The sequence below is a fragment of the Streptomyces sp. BJ20 genome (assembly GCF_022869105.1).
In the GTDB taxonomy this organism is placed as follows: domain Bacteria; phylum Actinomycetota; class Actinomycetes; order Streptomycetales; family Streptomycetaceae; genus Streptomyces; species Streptomyces griseoincarnatus.
The window spans coordinates 2761874-2780174 of record NZ_CP094918.1 but is presented as its reverse complement, the minus strand read 5'-3'; the positions used below and the strand labels follow the sequence as shown (position 1 = coordinate 2780174).

Sequence of the window (18301 nt, the reverse complement as noted above, 5' to 3'; positions counted from 1 at the left end):
GCGCGGTCCCGGGTCCCCGTGCGGGGCCCGGGACCGGCTCAGAGTTCGGTCGCGGCGCCGTCGGTGAGGTGCAGACGACGGGTCACATGGACCGCGTCCAGCATGCGGCGGTCGTGCGTGACCAGCAGCAGCGTGCCCTCGTAGGCGTCGAGGGCGGACTCCAGCTGCTCGATGGCGGGCAGGTCGAGGTGGTTGGTCGGCTCGTCCAGGACGAGGAGATTGACGCCCCGCCCCTGGAGCAGGGCGAGGGCGGCACGGGTGCGCTCCCCCGGTGACAGGGTCGCCGCGGGGCGCAGCACGTGCTCCGCCTTCAGACCGAACTTGGCGAGCAGCGTGCGGATGTCCGCCGGCTCAAGCTCCGGCACCGAGGGACGGAAGGCGTCCAGCAGGGTCTCCGGGCCGTGGAACAGCGCGCGGGCCTGGTCGACCTCCCCCAGCAGCACGCCCGAGCCCAGGGCGGCGTGGCCCTCGCCGAGCGGCACGCGGCCCAGCAGGGCGCCGAGCAGGGTGGACTTGCCGGCGCCGTTCGCGCCGGTCACCGCGACCCGGTCGGCCCAGTCGATCTGGAGGGTCACCGGGCCGAGGGTGAAGCCGTCCCGGCGAACGACGGCGTCCCGCAGGCTCGCGACCACGGCGCCGGAGCGCGGGGCCGCCGCGATCTCCATGCGCAGCTCCCACTCCTTGCGCGGCTCCTCGACGACCTCCAGGCGCTCGATCATGCGCTGCGTCTGCCGGGCCTTGGCGGCCTGCTTCTCACTGGCCTCGCTGCGGAACTTGCGGCCGATCTTGTCGTTGTCGTTCCCCGCCTTGCGGCGCGCGTTCTTCACCCCCTTGTCCATCCAGGCGCGCTGCGTCTGCGCCCGGTCCTGGAGGGCGGCGCGCTTGTCGGCGTACTCCTCGTACTCGTCGCGGGCGTGCCGGCGGGCCACCTCTCGCTCCTCCAGGTAGGCGTCGTAGCCGCCGCCGTAGAGGTTGATCTGGCGCTGGGCCAGGTCGAGTTCGAGAACCTTGGTCACCGTGCGGGAGAGGAACTCGCGGTCGTGGCTGACGACGACCGTGCCGGAGCGCAGCCCGCCCACGAACCGTTCCAGGCGTTCGAGCCCGTCCAGGTCGAGGTCGTTGGTCGGCTCGTCGAGCAGGAAGACGTCGTAGCGGGACAGCAGGAGCGAGGCGAGTCCGGCGCGGGCCGCCTGCCCGCCGGAGAGGGCGGTCATCCGCTGGTCGAGGCCGACGTCCAGGCCGAGCGTGGCGGCGACCTCCTCGGCGCGCTCGTCGAGGTCGGCGCCGCCCAGCGCGAGCCAGCGTTCGAGGGCGGAGGCGTAGGCGTCGTCCGCGCCGGGGGCGCCGTCGACCAGGCCCTGGGTCGCCTCGTCCATGGCGTGCTGCGCCTCGGCGACGCCGGTGCGGCGGGCCAGGAAGGCGCGTACGCTCTCGCCGGTCCTGCGCTCCGGCTCCTGCGGGAGGTGGCCGACGGTTGCGGTGGGCGGGGAGAGGCGCAGCTCTCCCTCCTCGGGCGCGGCGAGCCCGGCGAGCAGGCGCAGCAGCGTGGACTTGCCGGCGCCGTTGGCCCCGACCAGGCCGATCACGTCACCGGGCGCGACGACGAGGTCGAGCCCGGCGAACAGGGAGCGGTCGCCGTGTCCGGCGGCGAGGTTCTTGGCGACGAGGGTGGCAGTCATCAGACCGCCGATCCTAGAGCCTCGGCCGTGGGGCGAGGGCTCCGGGCCGGTCAGGGGCGGACGGCGGTGACCAGCACCGTTCCGGCGGTACGGGCCACCAGGTACGCCTCGCCCTTCACCGCCGGCGGGTCCAGCGGGACGCGGTGCCGGCCGGGTTCGAGGACCGCGTCGAAGAGGTCCCGGCTGCGGGCGCGGGAGAGTCGGTCGACACGGTGCGCGGTGAGGCGGACGCGGCAGGAGGAGACCACCTCGAACTCGGCGGCGCCGTCGGCCACGGTCAGGTCCATGAGCCGCCGGTGGTCGTCCCGGCCCGCCTCCAGGGCCTGTTCGGCCTGCGCTACCAGCAGCGGGACGACAGGCGCGAGCGCGTCGACGCAGGGCACCTCCGCCCCGGCGCCGGCCAGTGCCCGGCGCACGGCGTCCCGCTCGCGTGCGGGGACCGAGCGGCCGAACAACACCGCGCCGTAGGAGCACAGTTCGTCGGCGGGGACGCCGTCGGCACTCTGGGTGATGTCGGCGCCGATGCCGATGGCACGCAGGGCGGCGGCCGGCCGGGCGAGCAGGGCCACACGCGCGCCGATGAGCAGGACGCGGCGGCGGCTGCCGGGGAGGTCGCCGTCCAGGAGGGCGGTCAGGGCCGCGCGGTACTCGTCGCCCCGGAAACGGAACGGGCCCATACCGTGGTAGCCGTCGCGTAGCGGGTCGGCCCGGTCGCCGGTCTGCCAGGCGAAGTCCCGCCAGACGACGTCGTCCCCGTCCCGCTCGATGACGGCGGTCACGGCGCCGCAGGCGAGGTCCTCGCACTCGGGGCAGCCGTAGACGACGTACCGGCCGTCGGGCAGGGGCGCGCCGGTCTCCAGCAGCAGGCCGCGGACCTGGGCGGTGAAGAGGGACGGCGGCACGTCGGAGGCGAGCGGGGAGACGGCGTCCAGGTCGGACAGCCGGTGCAGCAGCGGGCGTCCGTCGACGACGAAGTCGACGAAGTCACGGTGCACTTGGAAGTCACCGCCGGCGAGGGGCCCTCCGGGGCGGGTCGCCGGCGCCAGGCCGAAGGTCGCGTACTCGGCAGACATGCCGTGAGTATTCCCACCCGGGGCCGGACCCGAGCACACGCGCGGACATCCGCTACCGTCCGCCGGATGGGAAGCGAATCGGACAACGGTGTCGTGGTGGTCGGCGGCGGGGTGACCGGGCTGACCACGGCGGTGGTCCTCGCCGAGCGGGGCGTACGGGTGCGGCTGTGGACGCGGGACCCGGTCGGGGCGACCACCTCGGCGGTCGCGGGCGCCCTGTGGTGGCCGTACCGCATCGATCCGCCCGAGGCCGCACGGGCGTGGGCGCTGGAATCCCTCGGCGTGTACGAGGAGATGGCGCTGCGGCCGGAGGCCACGGGCGTACGGATGGTCGAGGGAGTACTGGGCGAGACGCCGATGGACGAGGTCGGCGGGTGGGCCGCCGCGCGGCTGCCGGGGCTGCGTCCGGTGACGGAGACCGAGTACCCGGGCGGGTGGGGGCTGTGGGCGCGGCTGCCGCTGATCGACATGCCGGCCCATCTGCCGTATCTGCGGGACCGGTTGACGGCGGCGGGCGGCACGGTGGAGACGCGGGCGGTGGCGGATCTCGCGGAGGCCGACGCGCCGGTGGTGGTCAACTGCACGGGGCTGGCGGCGCGGGAGCTGGTGCCCGACCCGTCGGTGCGGCCGGTGCGGGGCCAGCTGGTGGTCGTGGAGAACCCGGGGATCCGCACCTGGATGGTCACCGAGGGCGCGGACGGGGCGATGGCGTACTTCTTCCCGCAGCCGGGGCGGCTGCTGCTGGGCGGGACGGCCGAGGAGGACGTGTGGTCCGACCGGCCGGACCCGGCGGCGGCCGAGGCGATCGTGCGGCGGTGCGCGGCGCTGCGCCCGGAGATCGCCGGCGCCCGTGTGCTGGAACACCGGGTGGGGCTGCGGCCCGCGCGGGACGCGGTCCGTCTCGAGCGCACCCGGCTGCCCGACGGGCGGGTGCTGGTGCACAACTACGGCCACGGCGGCGCGGGCGTCACCGTGGCCTGGGGGTGTGCGCGTCGGGCGGCGGGGCTGGCCGCGGCGTGACGCGCGGGGCGGGCGTCCGGCGCCCGCCCCGCGTCTCGGCGTGCCCCGAGCGGGGTCAGTGCTTGCCGATGGGGTCGCCCTCGACGTCGGGTCCGCGGCCGGGTCCGACGCGCAGCTCGAACTCGCCGTCGTACTTCTTGTGGCCCTCGATGACCGCGAGTTCGACCGCCTCGCTGCCCATCTTGTCGCGGACGACGAGCGGGTCGTGGCGCAGGTCGCGCATGAGTGCCACGCACATGAAGATCATGACGACGACGAACGGCGCCGCGGCGAGGATGGTGAGGTTCTGCAGACCGGTGAGGGCGTCGCCCTGGCCACTGCCGACCATCAGCATGATGGCCGCCACCGCACCGGTCACCACGCCCCAGAACACCACGGCCCAGCGGCTGGGCTCGAGCGAGCCCTTCTGCGAGAGGGTGCCCATCACGACGGAGGCCGCGTCGGCGCCCGAGACGAAGAAGATGCCCACGAGGACCATCACCAGCAGGCTGGTGGCGGTGGCGATGGGGAACTCCTGGAGCACGGCGAACAGCCGGCCCTCGGGGGTGGTCTCGTCGCCGAGCCGGTTCTGCTCCTGGAGGCGCATGGCCGAGCCGCCGAAGATGGCGAACCAGACCAGGCTGACCGCGCTGGGCACGAGGATGACGCCGCCGATGAACTGACGGATGGTCCGGCCGCGGCTGATGCGGGCGATGAACATGCCGACGAACGGCGTCCAGGAGATCCACCACGCCCAGTAGAAGACGGTCCAGCTGCCCAGCCAGTCGGGGACGCCCTCGCCGCCGCTGATCTCGGTGCGGCCGGCCATCTCCGGCAGGTCGCCGAGGTAGGTGAAGACGGAGGTCGGCAGCAGGTCCAGGACGAGGACGGTGGGGCCCGCGACGAACACGAACACGGCGAGGAGCAGCGCCAGCACCATGTTGGTGTTGGACAGCCACTGGATGCCCTTCTCCACGCCGGACACCGCGGACGCCACGAACGCCACGGTCAGCACGGCGATGATGGAGACCAGCAGGCCGGTGCCGACCTTCTCCAGCCAGTTGAGCTTCTCCACACCGGAGCCGATCTGCAGCGCGCCGAGGCCGAGGGAGGCCGCCGAGCCGAAGACGGTCGCGATGATGGCGAGCACGTCGATGACCCGGCCGCCGGCGCCGTTGGCGTTCTTCTCGCCTATGAGCGGGGTGAACACGGCGCTGACGGTCTGCCGGCGGCGGCGCCGGAAGGTGCTGTAGGCGATGGCGAGGCCGACCACGGCGTAGATGGCCCACGGATGGAGCGTCCAGTGGAACAGCGTGGTGGCCATGGCCGTCGCCATCCGGTCGCCCGAGTCCTCCGGGCCGGTGCCGGGCGGCGGGGTGTCGAAGTGCGCGAGCGGTTCGCTCACGCCCCAGAACATCAGGCCGATGCCCATGCCGGCGCTGAACATCATGGCGATCCAGGACACGGTCCGGAACTCCGGCTCCTCGCCCTCGGCGCCGAGCGTGATGCGGCCGTAGCGGCTGGCGGCCAGCCACAGGGCGAAGACGACGAAGCCGGAGGCGGCCAGGACGAAACCCCAGCCGCCGTTGTGCATCAGCCCGCTCAGCAGGTCGGCGGAGACGTCTTCCAGCGAGTCCGTCCAGACGGCTCCCCACAGGACGAAGGCCAGGGTGAGCACCGCGGTGACGCCGAACACCACCCAGTCGGTGCGCGGCCTGTCCCGGCCGGGCAGGCCCGCTTCGGAGCCGGGCAGCGGGCCTGCCGTGTTGTCCTTGTCGCTTTGGTGGTCCTGCGTCACAGGCGGAACCTTTCGTCCGAGCCTTCGGGCGGAGAGCCCTCCTCCCGATAGGCCCTTACCACCGATGGCGCAAAATTCACCTCATCGACAGGATGTGATCGCCTCGCCTTCGGTGAGGTGGTACGCCGCCCGGCCGTCCAGGAGCAGCGGGACGAGCGCCCGCAGCGACTGCCGCAGCGGTACGAGGACACCGTCGCCGCGCTTCTGCACGCGTACGCCGTGCAGGGCCAGCTCGTCGCCCACGTCCGCGTACTGACCTGCGGTGAGGCGGTAGCCGCAGGGCGGGTCGGCGAGCACCTGGCCAGGGTGGGGCGTCTCGTTGTCGGCGCCGCCGAGGTACACCGGGCCGCGGTCGGTGTGGCCGGCGGCGCGGGCCCGGGCGGTGACCGCCTCGACCGTCCCGCGCTGTTCCGAGGAGAAACGGATCAGGCCGTTCAGGGCGGCGAGATGCGAGTCGACCCTGCGCCGGTTGTTGAGCGCCTCGTCGGCCTTCTCCTCGTCGGTGAGCGGGTCGACGCGGCTCTCGATGAGCAGGCCGACGGCGTGCTTGACGCCGGACAGGTTGCGCAGGATGCGTTCCTGGCCGTCACCGGCGGTCTGCCGGATCGGGTCGCCGGTGACGGGGTCGGTCCAGATGCCGTAGGTGCCGGTGGAGTACCCGGCGGCGCCGGCGGCGGGCCGGACGTGGTCCTGGGACAGCGACCGGGCGGTGCCGTGGACGGCGGGGTCGGTGTTGAGGTTGCGCGGCCACAGGTCGAACAGGTCCTTGTCGTAGTACGGAGGGGTGGCGCCGTACTCGTGCAGGTCGTAGATCACGTCGGGCCGCTCGTCGCGGATCACGGCGGCCAGCGCGCGGCCCTCGGCGGTCTTCAGGGCGACGTGGTCGCGGTTGATGTCGACGCCGTCGCTGTTGCCCCGGGTGTCGGCGGCCCGCCCGTCGGGGTTGGCGGTGGGGACGACGAGCACCGTGGTGCGGTCCAGGAAACGCCTCGTCCTTGGGTCCTTGGCGTACGCCAGGTCGCGGATGGTGGTGAGGCACGCCTCCCGGCCGGAGGGTTCGTCGCCGTGCTGACTGCACACCAGGAGGACCTTGTGCCGGGTCCGTGCCTCGCCGATGCGGACGAGCCGCAGCGGGCGCTGCTGTGCGGTGGTGCCGATGCGGGTGAGGTGGACGCGGCCGCTCGCGCGGTCGACGGTCTCCAGGAGGCGCTGTTCCTCGGGCTGGGTGGTCCAGCGGGCGCCGTGGCTCAGTTCGAAACCGGTGCGCGGCGGGGCGGCGGTGTCGTGCGCCCCGGCGGCGGGGGCGGTGACGAGGGCGGCGGCGAGGCCAGTGAGGGCGGTTGCGGTGAGGAGCGCGGCGCGTCGTCTCATCGGGTCTCCCCCGGGACTCGGTGGGCGGTGGCGGCGGGCGGACGGACGCCGTCCGGTGCGGTGTGCGGGGCCGTGACGGGCGGTCCGGAGGTGGCGCGGGCGAACGCGGCGGCGCCGCCGGCGAACGGGACCCGGGCCGAGGTGCGGGCCAGGTCGAGGGTGAGCGTCGGGGTGTCGGCCGGCGGGTCGATCAGGCCGCGGTCGGTGCCGGCGACGATCAGCGCGAGCCGGTGGCCGCGGGGGACGACGTGGTCGGCGGCGGCCAGGTCGAGGCCGATGGTGTAGCGCTTGCCGGGGACGAGGGGTTCGCCCCGGCCGGTGCCGGCGTGTTCGCCGAGGTCGGCCCAGCCGCGGCTGACGACGGTGTGGCCGACGTCGGCGGTTTTCGCGCGGGTCTCCCGGTAGCAGGAGCTGTCGCCCTCGGTGCTCGCTCCCCAGCAGGTGCGTTCGGACAGGGTGACGATGCCTTCCCCGGCGTCGGCGTAGTCGCGGATCGTGTCGGGGCCGAGGTCGACCAGGACGGCGGAGAGGTGGGCCGTCGGGGTGCTGGGCGTGACGGTGACGGTCACCCGGGAGGATCCGGCCAGGCGCAGGTCGCGGGTGAGCGGCCGGGTGACGAAACCCGCCTTCTCCGGGGTCGGGGTGTCGATCCGGGTGGCCCAGTCGGTCTCGTCCAGCGCGGGGTCGTCGGTGAAGGACGCGGTGCCCCGGCCGGGACGCAGGCCGAGCGTGCCGACGCCGTCCCGGGCGCCGTGTGCGGGGCGCAGGGTGACGGCGTGGGTGCCGCGCGGGGGCCAGGCGGTGGAGGTGACCCACTCGTCGGGCGCGCGCTCGATGTCGGCGACCGGTTCGCGGTCGATGCCGTTGTCGATGCCCTTGAGTTCGTGGTCGAACCAGCGGTGCAGGGTGCGCACCCACTCGGCGCGGCGGAAGTCGAAGGGGTCGACGTGGCCGGTCTGCGACAGCCAGATCTTGCGCCGTACGCCGTTCTTCCCGAGGGCGTCCCACCAGGGGCCGACGTGCTGCATGCGGACGTTGAGGTCCTGCATGCCGTGCACCAGGAAGACGCTGGCGCGGACCTTCTTCGCGGCGCGGACGTAGTCGCGTTCGGTCCACAGCGGGGTGCGGTCACCGGTGCGCGGGGCTCCGTCGGTGAGCTCGCGGGCGACCTCCGTGCAGTGCTCGCGGGCCTCGGGCGTCTGGACGTAGCGGGCGAGCCAGTCGGGGCCGGAGTCGTAGAGCGGGGCGCCCTGGGCGAAGTAGTAGTCGTACCAGGAGGAGATGGCGGCGACGGGGACGATGGTCTTCAGCCCTTCGACCCCGGTGGCGGCGACGCCGTTGGCGATGGTGCCGTCCCAGCTCTTGCCGATCATGCCGGTGCTGCCGTCGGTCCAGTCGGCGCGGACCCGCTCGCCGCCGGTGCGGCTGGAGTACGCCGTGGCGCGGCCGTTCAGCCAGTCGACGACGGCCTTGGCGGACCGGATGTCGGAGCGGCCGCCGACGTCGACGCAGCCGTCGGAGCGGCTGGTGCCGGCGAGGTCGACGCCGACGACGGCGTAACCGCGCGGCACGAAGTAGTTGTCGTAGAACAGCGGCATCCGCACGATGTCGCCGTGTCCGTCGTAGGTCTTGGTCTGGCTCTCGTTGCCCCGCCCGCAGCAGGAGTAGTACGGGCTGGCGTCCATGATGACGGGGACCTTGCGTCCCGCGCGTCCGGCCTCGCGGGGCCGGACGATGTCGACGGCGACCCGGTCGGTGCGTCCGTCGAGGTCCTCGTCGAGGCCGGTGTCCACCCAGACGGCCTCGCGGATCGCGTCGGCGTAGGAGTGGACGGGGCGGCTCTCCCGGGGAGCGGCGGCGTCCGCCGCGGCGGGGGTGAGCAGGGTGGCCGTCAGGGCGGCGGTGGCCGCCGTCGCGAGCGTTCTCCAGGTCGTGGGGCGCGTGCGTATCGGCATGCGCCGGACGGTACCCCGGTGAACTCCTGTGCAGAAGAGGGCGTTTGACGGCGTGTGGGATCGGAGGGGGCGTCAGTCGTGGTCGTACACCGTGACCGGTATCCCCCGCCTGACCAGGCGTTCCTCCACGAGCGGCTCGACACGGGACCACCGGCCGCAGCCGATGCGGGGCATGTGGACCGACGCACCGAGCTCCAGCGCGTGCCCGGCGAGGCGGTCCAGGGCCGTGTCGATGGCCTCGTAACGGACCGGGACGCCCTTGCCGCCGGTACGGACGCCTCGCTGGCCGATCATGTTGGCCACCCACACGTACCGCTCGGCCTGGACGAGCTGCACCGCGCCCAGGCCGAAGTCGTTCGCGGCGCGGTCGCGGTGCCAGGCGCGGTACGCCGCATCCGGCTCGGGCCGGCGGCGGGACAGGGCGAGGACGAAGCCCTTGCCCCACCCGCCGATGTCGTTGCACACATGGGCGATCACCTTGACGCCCTTCACCGACGGAACGGTGGCGTCACCCCGCGCGTACCTGATCTCGGCCATGGCGGCACCGTACCGGGAGGCACCGACAGCGCACCCGCGACGAGCGGGATGACAGCAGAGGTGTCACAGCGGCGGTGGGACAGCGATACTGCTCCACATGACGACCGAGACCGAGGCCCTGACGATCGACGAGCTGGCGGCCCGGGCCGGGGTCACCGTGCGCACGGTCCGCTTCTACGGCACCAAGGGCCTGCTGCCGCCCCCGGTGCTCGGTCCCCGGCGGGTCGGCCGCTACGGCAGGGAGCACCTGGCGCGCCTCGAACTGATCGAGGAGCTGCAGAGCCGGGGCATGACCCTGGCCGCCATCGAACGCTTTCTGGCGCAGCTGCCGCCGGACCTGAGCGTGCGGGACCTGGCCGTGCAGCGTGCGGTGGTCGCGTCCTGGGCGCCGGGCACGGTGGAGACGGTGTCCCGCGCCGAGCTGGAGCGCAGGGCGGGGCGCGCGCTGGGCGAGGAGGAGCTGAAGCGGCTCGCGGCGATGGACGTCGTGGAGCGGGCCGGCGCCCCGGGGGCGAGCCCGGGCGAGGAACTCTTCCGGGTGGACGCCGGGCTGCTGCGCCTCGGGGTGGAGCTGCTGGACGTGCCGCTGTCGCACGAGTCGGTGCTGGCCGCCCGCGCGGTGCTCACCGAGCACTCCCGCGCGGCGGCCCGGGAACTGTCACGGCTGCTGCGCGACGCGGTGGCGGACGGGGACGCGCGCGACCGGCGGTCCCTGTCCGCGCGGATGCATCCGCTGGTGGTGCAGGCGCTGCTCACCACGTTCCAGCGGTCGCTGAAGGAGGAGCTGCGGGAGTGGCTCGACGAGGACGGCTGAGCCGCCGCCCGCCGAGCCACCGCCACGGTCAGCGGGCGTCGGTGAAGACCTCGCCCTTCTCCGCCTTCTCCACCAGCAGGGCGGGCGGGGTGAACCGCTCGCCGTAGCGCTCGGCCAGCTCGCGGGCGCGGGCGACGAAGCCGGGCAGGCCACCCTCGTAGCCGTTGATGTACTGCAGGACGCCGCCGGTCCAGCCGGGGAAGCCGATGCCGAGGATGGAGCCGATGTTGGCGTCGGCGACGGAGGTGAGCACGCCCTCTTCCAGCAGCCGGACGGTGTCCAGCGCCTCGGAGAACAGCATCCGCTCCTGCATGTCGCGGAACGGGATGGTGTGCCCGGCCTGCGTGAAGTGCTCGCGCAGCCCCGGCCACAGCGGGCCGCGCCTGCCGTTCTCGTCGTAGTCGTAGAAGCCGGCGCCGCCGGAGCGTCCGGTGCGGCCGAACTCGTCGACCATGCGGTCCACGACCGCCTCGGCCGGGTGCGGTGTCCAGGTGCCGCCGGCCTCCTCGACGGCCCGTTGCGTCTCGCGGCGGATCTTCCGCGGGAGGGTGAGGGTCAGCTCGTCCATCAGGGAGAGCACCTTGGCCGGGTAGCCCGCCTGGGCGGCGGCCTGCTCGACCGACGCGGGCTCGACGCCCTCGCCGACCATCGCCACGCCCTCGTTGATGAAGTGGCCGATGACCCGCGAGGTGAAGAAGCCGCGGGAGTCGTTCACCACGATCGGGGTCTTGTTGATCTGGCGGACCAGGTCGAAGGCGCGGGCGAGCGCCTCCTCGCCGGTGCGCTCCCCCTTGATGATCTCGACGAGCGGCATCTTGTCGACGGGCGAGAAGAAGTGCAGCCCGATGAAGTCCTCCTGCCGCTCGACGCCCTCGGCGAGGGCGGTGATGGGCAGGGTGGAGGTGTTGGAGCAGAGCAGCGCGTCGGGAGCGACGACGTTCTGCACCTCCTGGAAGACCTTGTGCTTGAGGGAGGTGTCCTCGAAGACGGCCTCGATGACCGCGTCGCAGCCGGCGAGGTCGGACACCTCGGCGGTGGGCGTGATCCGGGCGAGGAGGGCGTCGGCCTTCTCCTGGGTGGTGCGGCCCTTGGAGACGGCCTTGGCGCACAGCTGCTCGGAGTAGCCCTTGCCCTTGAGCGCGGATTCCAGGGTGACGTCCTTGAGGACGACGTCGATGCCGGCGCGGGCGCAGGAGTAGGCGATGCCGGCGCCCATCATGCCGGCGCCGAGGACGGCGACCTTGGTGACCTTGCGGGCGGGCACGTCCTTGGGGCGTCCGGCACCGGAGTTGACGGCCTGGAGGTCGAAGAAGAACGCCTGGATCATGTTCTTCGACGTCTGTCCGGAGGCCAGTTCGACGAAGTAGCGGGCCTCGATGACCTGCGCGGTGTCGAAGTCGACCTGGGCGCCCTCGACGGCGGCGGCCATGATGTTGCGCGGAGCCGGGTAGGGGGCGCCGCCGGTCTGCTTGCGCAGGCTGGCCGGGAAGGCGGGCAGGTTGGCGGCGAACTTGGGGTGCGACGGGGTGCCGCCGGGCATGCGGTAGCCGGGCCGGTCCCAGGGCTGCGCGGACTCGGGGTGGGCGTCGATGAAGGCGCGGGCCTTGGCGAGCATCTCCTCGCGGGTCTCGGCCACCTCGTCGACCAGGCCGTTCTCCAGGGCGCGGCGCGGGTTGTACTGGGTGCCCTGGAGGAGCACCTTCAGCAGCGCGTCGGTGATGCCGAGCATCCGCACGGTGCGGACCACGCCGCCGCCTCCGGGCAGCAGGCCCAGGGTGACCTCCGGGCAGCCGATCTTGGAGCCGGGGGCGTCCAGGGCGACGCGGTGGTGGCAGGCCAGGGCGATCTCGTAACCACCGCCGAGCGCCGCGCCGTTGATGGCGGCGACGACCGGCTTGCCGAGGGTCTCCAGGCGGCGCAGCTGGCGCTTGAAGGCCAGGCCGCCGTCGAACAGGTCCTGGGCGGTGTCGGGGGTGACCCGGATCAGGTCACGCAGGTCGCCGCCGGCGAAGAAGGTCTTCTTGGCGGAGGTGAGGATGACGCCGCGGAGGGAGTCCTTCTCCGCCTCCAGGCGGTCGGTGATCGCGGCGAAGGAGTCGCGGAACGCCTTGTTGACGGTGTTCGCGGACTGGTTGGGGTCGTCGAGGACGAGGGTGACGACGCCGGTGTCGTCCTGCTCCCAGCGGATGGTGGTGGACTCGCTGCTCATGAGGGTGTGCTCCAGGTGATCCGTCGGGAGGGGGTCAGATGCGCTCGACGATGGTGGCGATGCCCATGCCGCCGCCCACGCAGAGCGTGGCGAGCCCGTAGCGCTTGTCCTGGCGCTCCAGTTCGTCGACGAGGGTGCCGAGGATCATCGCGCCGGTGGCGCCGAGCGGGTGGCCCAGGGCGATGGCGCCGCCGTTGACGTTGACCTTGTCCAGCGACAGGCCCATGTCCTTGACGAAGCGGAGCACGACCGCCGCGAACGCCTCGTTGATCTCGACCAGGTCGATGTCCTCGATGGTCAGCCCGGCCTTGGCGAGCGCCTTGCGGGTGGCGGGTGCGGGGCCGGTGAGCATGATGGTCGGCTCGGAGCCGGAGACGGCGGCGGAGACGATGCGGGCGCGCGGGGTGAGGCCGTGGCGCTCGCCGACCTCCTTGGAGCCGATCGCGACGAGGGCGGCGCCGTCGACGATGCCGGAGGAGTTGCCCGCGTGGTGGACGTGGTCGATCTTCTCGACCCAGTGGTACTTCTGGAGCGCGACGGCGTCAAAACCGCCCAGCTCGCCGATGTCGGCGAAGGACGGCTTGAGCTTGCCGAGGGAGTCGGCTGTGGTGCCGGGGCGCATGTGCTCGTCGTGGTCGAGGACGACGAGGCCGCTGCGGTCCTTCACCGGGACGACGGACCGCTCGAAGCGGTTCTCCTTCCAGGCGTTGGCGGCGCGCTCCTGGGAGAGGGCGGCGTACTCGTCGACGTCGCGGCGGGAGAAGCCCTCGATGGTGGCGATGAGGTCGGCGCCGATGCCCTGCGGCACGAAGTTGACGTCGAGGTTGGTCATCGGGTCGTTGAACCAGGCGCCGCCGTCGGAGGCCATCGGGACGCGGGACATGGACTCCACGCCGCCCGCCAGGACCAGGTCCTCCCAGCCGGAACGGACCTTCATCGCCGCCATGTTGACGGCTTCGAGCCCGGAGGCGCAGAAGCGGTTCTCCTGGACGCCGGCCACCGTGTCGGGCAGGCCCGCGGCGATGGCGGCGATCCGGGCGATGTCGGAGCCCTGGTCGCCGACCGGACCCACGACGCCGAGCACGATGTCGTCGACGGCGGCCGGGTCGAGTCCGGGGAAGCGGGCGCGGATCTCGTGGATCAGGCCGACGACCAGGTCGATGGGCTTGGTGCCGTGCAGGGCGCCGTTCGCCTTGCCGCGCCCGCGCGGGGTGCGGATCGCGTCGTACACATACGCTTCGGTGCTCACGAGGAGGCCTTTCGCTGAGGGTTCGAGGGCGGGGACACGAGGCCGGGTACGCCCCAGTCACGGGCCACGTCCTCGGTGTCGGCGCCCGGCCGGGCGGGCCCGGTGCGGACGGTGGCGGGCGTCGCGGAGAACCGCGGCGCGGGTGCGGGCTGGGTGATGCCCGCGTGGTCGGTGAACGTGGAGCGGGCTGCGAGGTGCGGGTGGTGCGGGGCCTCGCGCAGCGACAGCACCGGCGCCACGCACGCGTCGGTGCCCTCGAAGACGGCCGTCCAGGCGTCGCGGGTGCGGGACGCGAACCGCTCGGCGACCCGGGCGCGCAGATCGGGCCAGCGGGTGACGTCGGCGTGCGCCCCTTCGAGGCCGGGGAGGTCGAGCAGGCGCAGGAACTCGGCGTAGAAGCGCGGTTCCAGGGCGCCGACAGCCATGTACGCGCCGTCGGCGGTCTCGTAGGTGCCGTAGTAGGGGCAGCCTCCGTCGAGGAGGTTCGCCCCGCGGCGGTCCTGCCAGACGCCGGCGGCGAGCATGCCGTGGATCATCGACGTGAGATGGGCGGTGCCGTCGACGATGGCGGCGTCGACGACCTGTCCCGCGCCGGTGGCGCGGGCGTGGTGCAGGGCGGCGAGGACGCCCACGACCAGGTAGAGGGAGCCGCCGGCGTAGTCGCCGAGGAGGTTGGCGGGGGCGACCGGGGGCCGGCCGGGTTCGCCGGTCATGCCGAGGGCGCCGGTGACGGCGATGTAGCCGATGTCGTGTCCGGCGCGGTCGGCGAGGGGGCCTTCCTGGCCCCAGCCGGTCATCCGGCCGTAGACCAGGCGCGGGTTGTGGGCCAGGCAGTCCTCGGGGCCGACGCCGAGGCGCTCGGCGACGCCGGGGCGGTAGCCCTCGATCAGGATGTCGGCGCGCCCGGCGAGGTCGAGGACGTGCTTCACGCCGTCGGACGTCTTGAGGTCGACGACCACCGAGCGCTTGTTGCGGTTCGTGATGTCGCGGGCGGGGTCGATGCCGATTCCGGGGCCGCCGGGGCGGTCGACGCGTACGACGTCGGCGCCCAGGTCGGCGAGGAGCATGGCCGCGAACGGGCCGGGGCCGATGCCGGCCAGCTCGACCACGCGCACGCCGGTGAGCGGGCCGTGGTCCGGCGCCGTCGCCTCCGTCATCGAGCCCCCATCGGCTGTGACACTCCTGGTGTAACACTTGCGATGTTAAGAACACCGCGCACCCGGCACAAGGGCGGGCGAGCAAGCGCTTGGCCACAGTAGCCGGGGCGGCTTGCGGGACCGGTCGCGGCCGTGGGCGGGCCGTCTCACCGACCCGCCCGCTCCGCCGCCCGCGCGTCCAGCTCGGCGGCCCGGCGTTTGGTGGCGACCGTGCGATAGCTCTCCTCGACCCAGTCGCAGAGCAGCTCCGCCGCCGGGGCGCCCGCGGGCTCCAGCGGGACGTGCACCCAGCCGGCCTTGCCGAGGCCGTACCCGGCGGGCTCGGCGCCCGGGCAGGCGAGCGCGTGGGCGTGCGCCGTCTCGTCCGTCAGCTTCACGGTGACCCCGAGCGGGTGACTCCCGTCGTCGACGCCGAGGAAGACGAACACCTTCCGGTCGACCTTGGCGACCGTGTCGCCCCAGGGGTGCTCCTCGACGGCGCCCGGCAGGCGCAGCGCCCAGTCGCGCACTTTCTCCCACTTCCGCAGGGCGTTCCGTGGCACGGCCATCGCTTACCTCCGGGCTCGTCGTCGGGCTCCGCACCCCTCACGCTAGCCTCGGCCACCGACAGCGGCGCGGCTGCACGACCAAGGGGTGTCATGAGCAGGCTGAGCAGGACGGACCGTCCGTACGACATCGTGCTCTTCGGAGCGACCGGTTTCGCCGGGACGCTGACCGCGGAGTACCTGGCCGCCCACGCGCCGGAGGGACTGCGCTGGGCGGTCGCGGGCCGCGGTGAACGGAAGCTGGAGGCACTGCGGGAGCGGCTGCCCGGCGGCGAGAAGGTGGGTGTGCTGCGCGCGGACGTGTCCGAGCCGGCCACGCTGCGCGCCCTCGCCGAGCAGGCACGGGTGGTCGCCACCACGGTGGGTCCCTATGTGGAGTACGGCGAGGAACTCGTCGCCGCCTGCGCGGACACCGGCGCGGACTACGCCGACCTGACGGGTGAGCCGGAGTTCGTGGACCTGATGTACGTCCGCCACGACGCCCGCGCGCGGGAGACGGGGGCGCGTCTGGTGCACGCCTGCGGCTTCGACTCGGTGCCGCACGACCTGGGCGCGTACTTCACGGTGCGGCAACTGCCGGAGGACGTGCCGCTGACGGTCGACGGGTACGTCACCGCCGACGCGGCCTTCTCGGGCGGCACCTTCGCCTCGGCGCTGAACCAGTTCGGCCGGCCGGGCGCGCTGCGGGCCGCCGCTCGGGACCGCCGGCGCCACGAGCCCCGGCTGGTGGGCCGCCGCACCTCCGCACCGACGGGCGCCCCGCGCTACGCGCCGGAGGTGGGCGCCTGGGCGCTTCCGCTGCCGACGATCGACGGCCGGATCGTGCGCCGCTCGGCGAAGGCACTGGCCCGCTACGGCCCGGACTTCCGCTACCGCCACTACGCCGCGGTGCGGAGTCTGCCGATGGCCCTGGGCGGGGTGGCCGCCGTCGGCACGCTGATCGCGGCGGCCCAGGTCCCGCCGCTGCGCCGCGCCCTGTCCGCCCGTCTCAAGCCCGGCGAAGGACCGAGCCCCGAGAAGAGGGCGCGCAGCTGGTTCACGGTCCGCTTCGTCGGCGAGGGCGGCGGCCGCCGGGTCTACACGGAGGTCTCGGGCGGCGACCCCGGCTACGACGAGACGGCGAAGATGCTCGCCGAGAGCGCGCTGAGCCTGGCCCTGGACGACCTCCCCCCGACGTCGGGCCAGGTCACGACGGCGGCGGCGATGGGTGACGCCCTGATCGGCCGCCTCCAGAATGCGGGGATCCGGTTCCGGGTGGCGGCGGTGCGGTGAGGAGCGCCTGGCGGCGGCTGGGGGGTGACAGCTCACGGAGCCACGTGGGTCTGCGGGCTCCCCGCGGGGGTGCGCGGCCTGCGGGGAGGTGAGCGTCAGGTGCTGCCGCCGACGGGTCGGTTCGAGCTGCGGCCGTCGGGCCGGCCGAGCGGGTGCCAGCCAGTCACACGGCGGGCGGCACTCCGCCGAAGTCGGCGCGTGGTGGCCGGCGCCCCTCCTCAGCGCGCTCGACGGCCGAAGCGGCGCTTCGGCCGGTTGTGGGGCGTCGTGCCTGCGGGCGGGCACCCGTGCCGCACGGGACCCGGTCAGAGTTGCCAGGTGATCAACGTGTAGATCATGCCCGCGAGCCACCCCGCGCCCGCCAGGACCGCGAGGGTCAGGCCCAGTGTGACGGCTCGGCCGGTGGGGCGGGCGGGGGCGCGGGTGGTGCGGTGTGTCGGCATGGCGAACACCCTGCCGTCAGACGGGTGTTCGGGCATCCGTACGCGTACTCAGTCCACCGTGAGTGCGGATGCTGCCTCACGGAGGGCGCGGCGGCACAGGGCGTCCGCCTTGCGGGTGGTCTCGGGGAGACGGTAGGCGGGGGCCAGGGCGAGGGTGTGGGCGCAGGCGTTGTCCAGGCTGACGCGGTGGCCCACCGACACGAACACCGGTTTGACCGCGTCCCGGGTGCGCAGTGCGCGGCCCACCTCCTCGGTGCCGGCGAGCAGCGGGGAGGTGCTGCCGCGCGGGGCGGCGGGTTCGTCGTAGGTGAAGGTGAAGGGGTTCTTGGCCACACCGATCGTCGGGAGTCCGGTGAGGACGCCGAGGTGGCCGGCGAGGCCGAAGCGGCGCGGGTGGGCGAGGCCGTAGCCGTCGCAGACCACGAGGCCGGGCGGGCGGGGCAGCGCCTCCAGGGCGGCCAGCACCGTGGGGATCTCGCGGAAGGCCAGCAGTCCGGGCACGTACGGGAAGGAGATCCGGCCGACGGCCGTGGACTCGGCGACGACGTCCAGGGTGGCCGCGTCCAGCACGACGGCCGCGGCGGCGACCACGTCACGCTCGTCGTCGTAGGCGACGTCGACGCCGGTCACATGTCCGGTGCCGGGCGGCGGGCCCGGCTCGTCGAGCACCACCTTCGCCCGGAGCGCGTCCTGGACCGCGCGGGCCTCTTCCTCGGTGGCCGGCCAGCCGGCCGGTGTGCGTACGGTCGTCATGGTGCCCCGAGCCTACGGGGCGGGGCACTCCGCGCGGAGGGGGGCGTCCCGGCCCGCGGCTCCGCGCGGAGGCGCGGGCCTCACTTGCCGAGCGCCCGCTGCAGCTCGCCCTTGTTCATGCTCGAACGGCCCTCGATGTTCCGCTTCTTGGCCTCTTCGTAGAGCTGGTCGCGGGTCGGGCCCTGGGAGCCCTTGCCGGACCGCTGGCCGCCGCGCTTGCCGGAGGACATGTCCTGCGTCGACGTCCGGCTGGCGGTCTTCGACTCGCCGGACCGGGCGCGTTCCTTGTTCACCGTCCGGGCGGCGATCTCCTTGGCGCGCCCGGTGCTCTCACCCCGGTCCTTCGCGCTCTCCTTGATGTGCTCGTACTGACGCTCCCGCTTGGGGCTGGAACCGCTTGGCATGTCCGCTCACTTTCTCTCGCGCTCGGCGAGCGCTCGGTCGCGT

Annotated in this window: 16 protein-coding genes; 3 read left to right on the top strand and 13 right to left on the bottom strand. The window is 73.6% G+C overall.

Going from position 1 to position 18301, the window contains the following annotated elements:
• Nucleotides 1-38 precede the first annotated feature (38 nt).
• Together MTR79_RS12605 and MTR79_RS12600 are read right to left on the bottom strand one after the other, a co-directional pair.
• Nucleotides 39-1679 (bottom strand): ABC-F family ATP-binding cassette domain-containing protein, encoded by a 1641-nt coding sequence (locus MTR79_RS12605; protein ID WP_244790201.1) that lies wholly within the window; start codon nt 1677-1679, stop codon nt 39-41.
• Between the two features lie 50 nt (nt 1680-1729).
• Entirely contained in the window at nt 1730-2752 is a 1023-nt protein-coding gene (locus tag MTR79_RS12600; protein WP_189366445.1) for an oxidoreductase, read from the bottom strand.
• Between the two features lie 66 nt (nt 2753-2818).
• Between MTR79_RS12600 and MTR79_RS12595 the strand changes: the two genes are divergently transcribed.
• Nucleotides 2819-3772 carry an FAD-dependent oxidoreductase gene (locus tag MTR79_RS12595; protein ID WP_244790200.1) on the top strand — a complete coding sequence of 318 codons (954 nt, stop codon included), beginning with the start codon at nt 2819-2821 and terminating at the stop codon, nt 3770-3772.
• A gap of 55 nt (nt 3773-3827) precedes the next feature.
• On the opposite strand, the gene MTR79_RS12590 is transcribed toward MTR79_RS12595, so the two are convergent.
• The 4 genes from MTR79_RS12590 to MTR79_RS12575 form a co-directional block, all read right to left on the bottom strand.
• Entirely contained in the window at nt 3828-5549 is a 1722-nt protein-coding gene (locus tag MTR79_RS12590) for a BCCT family transporter (RefSeq protein ID WP_048460189.1), read from the bottom strand.
• Nucleotides 5550-5630: 81 nt separating this feature from the next.
• A complete protein-coding gene (locus MTR79_RS12585; RefSeq protein WP_244790198.1) occupies nt 5631-6920 on the bottom strand; it encodes a M14 family metallocarboxypeptidase in 1290 nt (429 codons plus the stop codon).
• Nucleotides 6917-8875 carry a Xaa-Pro dipeptidyl-peptidase gene (locus MTR79_RS12580; protein ID WP_244790196.1) on the bottom strand — a complete coding sequence of 653 codons (1959 nt, stop codon included), beginning with the start codon at nt 8873-8875 and terminating at the stop codon, nt 6917-6919. Before MTR79_RS12580 ends, MTR79_RS12585 begins: the two co-directional genes overlap by 4 nt.
• A gap of 72 nt (nt 8876-8947) precedes the next feature.
• Nucleotides 8948-9412, bottom strand: a complete 465-nt coding sequence (locus MTR79_RS12575) for a macro domain-containing protein (protein ID WP_244790195.1) — start codon at nt 9410-9412, stop codon at nt 8948-8950.
• A gap of 97 nt (nt 9413-9509) precedes the next feature.
• Here MTR79_RS12575 and MTR79_RS12570 point away from each other — a divergent pair, with 97 nt between their 5' ends.
• Nucleotides 9510-10226, top strand: coding sequence for a MerR family transcriptional regulator (locus MTR79_RS12570; protein WP_048460185.1), 717 nt, complete (start codon nt 9510-9512; stop codon nt 10224-10226).
• Nucleotides 10227-10254: 28 nt separating this feature from the next.
• Here the strand turns inward: MTR79_RS12570 and MTR79_RS12565 are convergent, their stop codons facing one another.
• The 4 genes from MTR79_RS12565 to MTR79_RS12550 form a co-directional block, all read right to left on the bottom strand.
• A complete protein-coding gene (locus MTR79_RS12565) occupies nt 10255-12435 on the bottom strand; it encodes a 3-hydroxyacyl-CoA dehydrogenase NAD-binding domain-containing protein (RefSeq protein ID WP_244790193.1) in 2181 nt (726 codons plus the stop codon).
• A 34-nt stretch (nt 12436-12469) separates the two neighbouring features.
• Entirely contained in the window at nt 12470-13684 is a 1215-nt protein-coding gene (locus MTR79_RS12560) for an acetyl-CoA C-acetyltransferase (RefSeq protein WP_244790191.1), read from the bottom strand.
• Nucleotides 13681-14841, bottom strand: a complete 1161-nt coding sequence (locus MTR79_RS12555) for a CaiB/BaiF CoA-transferase family protein (protein WP_244790189.1) — start codon at nt 14839-14841, stop codon at nt 13681-13683. Before MTR79_RS12555 ends, MTR79_RS12560 begins: the two co-directional genes overlap by 4 nt.
• A gap of 146 nt (nt 14842-14987) precedes the next feature.
• Entirely contained in the window at nt 14988-15389 is a 402-nt protein-coding gene (locus MTR79_RS12550) for an MmcQ/YjbR family DNA-binding protein (protein ID WP_189366439.1), read from the bottom strand.
• A 90-nt stretch (nt 15390-15479) separates the two neighbouring features.
• Between MTR79_RS12550 and MTR79_RS12545 the strand changes: the two genes are divergently transcribed.
• Nucleotides 15480-16658, top strand: coding sequence for a saccharopine dehydrogenase NADP-binding domain-containing protein (locus MTR79_RS12545; RefSeq protein ID WP_244790187.1), 1179 nt, complete (start codon nt 15480-15482; stop codon nt 16656-16658).
• Between the two features lie 305 nt (nt 16659-16963).
• On the opposite strand, the gene MTR79_RS12540 is transcribed toward MTR79_RS12545, so the two are convergent.
• The 3 genes from MTR79_RS12540 to MTR79_RS12530 all read right to left on the bottom strand — a co-directional run bounded on the left by MTR79_RS12540 (nt 16964) and on the right by MTR79_RS12530 (nt 18258).
• Nucleotides 16964-17101 (bottom strand): hypothetical protein, encoded by a 138-nt coding sequence (locus MTR79_RS12540; RefSeq protein ID WP_163041165.1) that lies wholly within the window; start codon nt 17099-17101, stop codon nt 16964-16966.
• A gap of 48 nt (nt 17102-17149) precedes the next feature.
• Entirely contained in the window at nt 17150-17854 is a 705-nt protein-coding gene (locus MTR79_RS12535; protein ID WP_048460179.1) for an endonuclease V, read from the bottom strand.
• Between the two features lie 80 nt (nt 17855-17934).
• Nucleotides 17935-18258 (bottom strand): hypothetical protein, encoded by a 324-nt coding sequence (locus MTR79_RS12530; protein ID WP_048460178.1) that lies wholly within the window; start codon nt 18256-18258, stop codon nt 17935-17937.
• Between the last annotated feature and the right edge of the window lie 43 nt (nt 18259-18301).